The following is a 6,085-nucleotide window of genomic DNA, read 5'->3' on the forward strand; positions in this document are numbered from 1 at the left end:
TCAATATCTTATCCCTTATCGCAAATTAATGACGTGGGTCATTATTATAGTGCTTATTAATATGTTATTAAGCTTATCCGAGCCAATTATTCTTGCGTACATCATCGATAAAGGGATAAACCAAAAAGATTATTCGGTTATCCATGTATTGGGTGCTATTCTGCTGGGCGTTAAGCTAATAGGCTGGTTGTTTAGCTATATGCATACCAGATGGATCAATTTTACAGGACAACGTATTTTGTTTGATCTTCGTCAGCAATTATTTAATCATTTGCAAACCTTGTCCTTTCGTTTTTTTGATGGGCGTCCCGCTGGTAAAATTATGTCCAGAATAACGAATGATACAAATGCTATTGGTGAGCTAATCAACGGCGGTTTGATAACGATGGTGATGGAGGTTACGCATTTACTTGGCATCGTCATCATTTTGATCTGGATGGATTGGCAGCTTGCTTTGCTCTCATTTATTATGATGCCGCTGCTCTATTTCATCGTTGCAAAGCTACGTCCAAAAATTGAAGGCTCATGGTCGCGTTCACGCTCAACGATGTCATCGATTAACGGTAATGTGAACGAAACGATACAAGGCATTCGTGTCATTCAAGCCTTCTCACGCCAGCGGACTAACAATGAGCGATTTGAAGGTATAAATACCCGCAACAAAGGCGCATTTATGCGAGCAATTACGTTGGAATCGACTGTATATCCACTGGTTGAAATGATCGGAATGCTGGGCACCTGTATCGTAGTTTGGTTCGGAGCCATGAAGGTCATTGAAGGCGCGCTTACGCTTGGCTTCATTATGGCGTTCATTAATTATTTATGGCGCTTCTGGGGGCCGCTGAGCGCCTTATCCAAGGTGTATAGCCAGCTGTTGTCAGCTATGGCTTCTGCCGAGCGTATATTTGAAGTGCTGGATACCGATCCAGAGGTGAAAAATAGCAAGCATGCTTTAGAACTGCCGCAGGTTCGCGGCGAGGTTGAGTTTGATAATGTTTCGTTTCGTTATGAGGAAAATAAACCTGATGTGCTTCATAACGTTTCATTTCTCGTTAAGCCCGGGCAAAGAGTAGCTTTAGTCGGGCCAACCGGCGCTGGAAAAAGCACGATCGTTAATCTCTTGATGCGCTTCTACGATGCTACTGACGGTACCGTGCGAATTGACGGGATGGACGTTAAGCAGGCAACGCTCGAATCTCTACGCAAGCAAATGGGAATCGTGCTTCAGGATTCATTTATTTTTGCGGGTACGGTAGAAGAGAACTTGCGTTATGGCAACGACCATGCAACAGAGGAAGAGCTGCTTAGAGCAGCCGAGAGCGTAAGGCTAGACCGCGTTGTAAGCAAATTGTCAGATGGGTATCAAACGCAGCTGGAGGAGCGAGGCTCAAAACTCTCGGTAGGCCAAAGGCAATTGCTCGCTTTCGGCCGTGTGTTGCTATCAGATCCCGGCATACTCATATTAGACGAGGCTACATCCAGCGTTGACATGGAAACAGAGCAGCATATTCAAGAGGCTTTGCACACGCTGCTAGCAGGAAGAACGGCGTTTATTATCGCGCACAGACTATCCACCATTAAGGATGCTGATCTTATTCTCGTCATTGAGAACGGAAGAGTAGCCGAGCAGGGGTCGCATTCGGAGCTGATGAAGAAAGGCGGCATCTACTCCAATCTTGTTCTAACACAGCTGTCTATGCAGGAATCTGTTATTTTGCAAACTAGTTCTTAATGGCATGAATAAAAGAAGAGGGCAAGTCAGGCTTACGCAAAAGATGCGCTAGCTTGACTCGTCCTCTTTTTTTGTACGATCGATTGCTTGTGCCATCGTTTTATCCGTTAAATGCGCATAAATTTGCGTCGTTTCCGGCGAAGCATGCCCAAGCTGCTCTTGGGTTTTGTAGATGTCGTTTCGCAGATAGTAGTCCGTGGCGAAGCTATGTCTGAGCTTATGTACGGATAAGTAAGGTTTTCCAAAGCGTTTGGCATATTTCAGTACCATTTCTTGAATTGCTCGCTTCGTCATGCGCGAACCCTCGTTTTTTCCATTAGCAACAGCCAGAAACAAAGCCTTCTCTCTTTTTGGCGCCTTGTAACGGAGTTCCCTTAGAGTCAAATAAGCTTGCAGATCCTCAACCGCCTCTTGGCGAAAATATACAGGGGTTTTAAACGTATCGTCATTTTTACCTTTGCGATACACATAGGAAAGCTTCTTCTTGAGATCGATATCATCGACGTTTAAATTGACGAGTTCAGATACACGCAAGCCTGAATGTAGAATAAAGCTAATGATACATGCATCTCTTATCATATTAAGCTCGTATGCGTAAAGTGCCTGCTTGTTTTTGGCAACATCCGTCCCATAATGCTGTTTAATATAAGCCATAAATTCGGAAATTTCCTCTTCTTGAAGCAGYTTGCCCTCAAGCTTTGCGGCTGTATCCTTCGGCTTATGCGTACGTTTAATCGTAACCTTTGCCATAACATTCCGTTTGAGTAGAGGATAAAATTCCTCATCCTCTGCAATTTGACTTAAATAATGAAATAACGAGCGGAGGGAGGAAAGCTTGCGTGAGATCGTCGTTTTACTGTTTCGCTCCACTTTATGAGTCGATAAATACATACGGAAGCCATCTATACTGTCCATATGCAGMTTTTCCAGTTCAAGCAAAGCTACATCTCTAATATTTGCTGCTTCAGAAAGACCTTCTGCCATTAACCAGTTAAGAAAGGTTTCATAGTCTCTCATATATTCGACAAGCGATGAAGGAGATAAATCTGGAAGTTTGTAATTAATAAATTTTTCAATATACCAAGGCATCGTAGGAAGTTTCTTGTCGAGCTCTTCACGATCTTTTTGTTTAATAATATTGATGGCGAGTCACTCCTAAAATTAATGGTGCGAATAATTAATGGCGTTTAATAAACATAATAATAATTATGTTAACAAATTATAATAATAACCAGATGAATAGTTATATTGTAACAATTAGAGTAAGGGGGTACAACGTCATAAAAGGGTAATAGGCAAAAAAAGAATTCTCTACTCAGAGACTTCTTCTCATTATGACCCTCATACGTAGATTATGGTGTTTGGATGTATAAGAATTTATATAATGGTCACTCTAAAAAAACAAAATAATTTCTCAATTATTTTATTTTTTATTTTTGAAACCCATTAATAAACAGCCCGTATACCTTTTTATAACTTCATCGTGCTTCATTCCAAAGGGGAGTAGCTGCTACAGTAAAGTCGTCATTACGAGAATCTAACGATCTCCGGCTTTATTGGCAACTTAACGTTGTTAGCGAGACCTTTGCCACTAGTCGGCAAAGGTCTATTTTTTGGGTGTAAGCACAAGTTAAATTTACTTAAGCAGAGTCGAAAGGGAGGAATCTTGTATGGATTTTGGTTTGTTAATGGAATATGGATGGGTTCTGCTCATCCTCATTGCAATTGAAGGTTTGCTCGCAGCAGACAATGCACTTGTGCTGGCTATCATGGTCAAACATCTGCCGGAGAAAGAACGGAAGAAAGCATTGTTTTACGGCTTAGCAGGGGCATTTGTTTTCAGATTTGCCTCGTTATTCGCTATTTCCTTTCTGGTTGGAGTATGGCAAGTCCAGGCAATTGGCGCGTTGTACCTATTGTTCATTGCGCTAAACCATATTTTCCGAAAAGTCATTTTCAAGAAGCATGTCGATAATGCAACAGAAGACAAAAAAGAAACCAAAAAAGCGAGTGGTTTCTGGTTTACCGTATTAAAGGTAGAAGTTGCGGATATCGCATTTGCAGTAGATTCCATCCTGGCAGCTGTTGCGCTTGCAATGGCGCTGCCAACGACCAATTTGCCGAAAATAGGCGGAATGGATGGCGGTCACTTTGCAGTCATCTTTATCGGTGGTTTCATCGGTCTAATCATTATGCGTTTCGCTGCTTCAGCTTTCGTGAAGCTGCTAGAGCGCAAGCCTGGACTTGAAGTTGCTGCATTCGTTATCGTAGGTTGGGTAGGCGTCAAGCTGGCTGTTGTCACATTGTCTCACCCTAAACTGGGGATCATTCCAGAATCATTCTCCCATTCAGCAGCTTGGAAAATTACCTTCTATGTAGTCCTTGTCTTGATCGCGGTTATAGGTTGGTTCCTATCGAGCGACAAAGAGGAATCCAATGACGGTAAGGTAGCTACAAATAACAACTAATCTATTTTCAATATAAATCAGAAAAAAACTGTTGAGTTTCCTCAACAGTTTTTTTCTTTTTATTAGCTTATAAATGTTCCGAACTCCTCTATATCACGTCACATTAAACCGTTAAGATTGTTTCATTATATGATTCAGATTTTTGCGATGTTGTAAATTAGTAAATATATGCAATTCTGCAAATTCGGTTACAATTCCATTTTAACTGTGCTAAACTCAAACGAGTCTGTAGAAGAGTTGCCAATCTTCTTCCAAATTGCGGACAATTTGTATGTACGCTATAGAAAAAGGAGGTTCATTCTTAAATGATGAACACTAAATTCATACAACATAGTATGGCGCTTATTATTATATTTATGCTGGCATTTTCGGTTCCGCTCGAAGCTGCTCATGCCGCTCCGCCTGCTACATTAAAGGTAGGAAGCTCAGGACCCGATGTTCCGGATTTGCAATATCGGTTAAAAACGCTAGGTTATTTTAATAAAGACGTAACGGCTTATTTTGGCACAACGACGTTAGAGTCACTCAAACGTTTTCAGAAGGATTATGGTGTGGCTTCCGACGGTGTAGCAGGCGCACAGACCTGGAAAACACTTAAGAGTGTATCCGTGAATCAAGGAGAGCTTGATTTGCTGGCAAGAATTATTTATGCAGAAGCACGTGGCGAATCCTATAAAGGACAGGTTGCAGTTGGAGCTGTCGTTATGAATCGATTGGCATCGTCTAGTTTTCCAGATACAGTAAGAGGCGTTATTGAACAGCCGCGAGCATTTACGGCCGTTGATGATGGACAATATAATCTTACTCCAAACAAACTTGCCTATCAAGCAGCACAGGAAGCTGTCAAAGGTTATGATCCAACAGGTGGAGCTCTTTATTATTTTAATCCAGAAACAGCTACCTCTGAATGGATTTGGTCACGCAAGCAAACCGGAAAAATTGGACGTCATATATTTGCAGTATAAACAAAAGATTCTTATCGACAAGGTAACTTGCGATAAGAATCTTTTTGTATCTATCATATTTGCCAGCGAGATGTTTTCAAAAAGTTATGCAATCATGTTACAATAAGAAAGATAGTATCATACTTTTTTTAAACATTCTGGAGGTGCCAACATTGAAAGTTGAAATTTGGTCGGATTATGTATGTCCGTTTTGTTATATAGGAAAAAGGAAGTTCGAACTCGCGCTTGCAAAATTTGCGCATAAAGACAAGATCGAAATCGTATTCCGCAGTTTTGAGCTAGATCCAAGTGCTGATCCTAATTCAAATATAAGCACATACAGCATGCTTGCAACGAAGTATGGAATGAGCGTGGAGAAAGCAAAGGAAACAACGGCTAACGTAGCAGAACAAGCTGCAGCTGTAGGAATCACTTTTCATTTTGAAGGAACAGTTTCTACAAATACGTTTGACTCACATCGTCTCGTTCACTTTGCTGCTGAGCAGGGCAAGGAAAAGGAACTTTCCGAGAGATTGTTTAAAGCTTACTTCACAGATGGCGTAAATATCGGCAATCGCGAGCGCCTTGTTGAAATCGCTGCTGAAGTTGGGCTTGACACTGCCGCAGCAGCTGCAATGCTTGAGTCTAACCAATTCGCTGACAATGTCCGTGGAGAAGAAGAGGAAGGCAGCAAGCTCGGCATTCGAGGTGTTCCTTTTTATGTAGTTGATCGTAAATATGCTGTTTCCGGCGCACAATCGCCTGAAGTGTTTTTGGACACATTAAATAAAGCGTGGGAAGAAAAACATCCAACCTTTATTCAAGTGAATGAAGGGGACGCTGATGTTACATGTACGGATGGTTATTGTGTTCCTGATCCATCAAAGTCGTAACAGCTTACGAAGGGCGGACATTTCATGGAGGAAACAACTCTAAGGAGC

5 protein-coding genes are annotated in these 6,085 nt (G+C 41.6%); 4 read left to right on the forward strand and 1 reads right to left on the reverse strand.

Features of this window, described 5'->3' with window-relative positions:
• Nucleotides 1-1,732, forward strand: a 1,732-nt coding sequence (locus AC1DSE_RS28375; RefSeq protein WP_477528567.1) for an ABC transporter ATP-binding protein, incomplete at its 5' end; no start/stop codon positions are given.
• A 48-nt stretch (nt 1,733-1,780) separates the two neighbouring features.
• Here AC1DSE_RS28375 and xerS read toward each other — a convergent pair.
• Nucleotides 1,781-2,875 (reverse strand): tyrosine recombinase XerS, encoded by a 1,095-nt coding sequence (gene xerS / locus AC1DSE_RS28380; RefSeq protein WP_477528568.1) that lies wholly within the window; start codon nt 2,873-2,875, stop codon nt 1,781-1,783.
• 527 nt (nt 2,876-3,402) lie between these two features.
• Here xerS and AC1DSE_RS28385 point away from each other — a divergent pair.
• From AC1DSE_RS28385 to AC1DSE_RS28395, 3 genes are all read left to right on the forward strand, one after another.
• Nucleotides 3,403-4,200 carry a TerC family protein gene (locus AC1DSE_RS28385; protein ID WP_076265871.1) on the forward strand — a complete coding sequence of 266 codons (798 nt, stop codon included), beginning with the start codon at nt 3,403-3,405 and terminating at the stop codon, nt 4,198-4,200.
• Between the two features lie 308 nt (nt 4,201-4,508).
• Entirely contained in the window at nt 4,509-5,165 is a 657-nt protein-coding gene (sleB, locus tag AC1DSE_RS28390; protein ID WP_441882544.1) for a spore cortex-lytic enzyme, read from the forward strand.
• Nucleotides 5,166-5,317: 152 nt separating this feature from the next.
• Nucleotides 5,318-6,037, forward strand: coding sequence for a DsbA family oxidoreductase (locus AC1DSE_RS28395; RefSeq protein ID WP_339202621.1), 720 nt, complete (start codon nt 5,318-5,320; stop codon nt 6,035-6,037).
• Nucleotides 6,038-6,085: the final 48 nt, after the last annotated feature.

The sequence above is a fragment of the Paenibacillus sp. 01L418 genome, assembly GCF_056400045.1.

What these genes read in the sequence shown, in the direction of transcription:
- sleB (WP_441882544.1), top strand. Translation starts at nt 4,509, where the DNA reads ATGAACACTAAATTCATACAACATAGTATGGCGCTTATTATTATATTT.
- AC1DSE_RS28385 (WP_076265871.1), top strand. Translation starts at nt 3,403, where the DNA reads ATGGATTTTGGTTTGTTAATGGAATATGGATGGGTTCTGCTCATCCTC.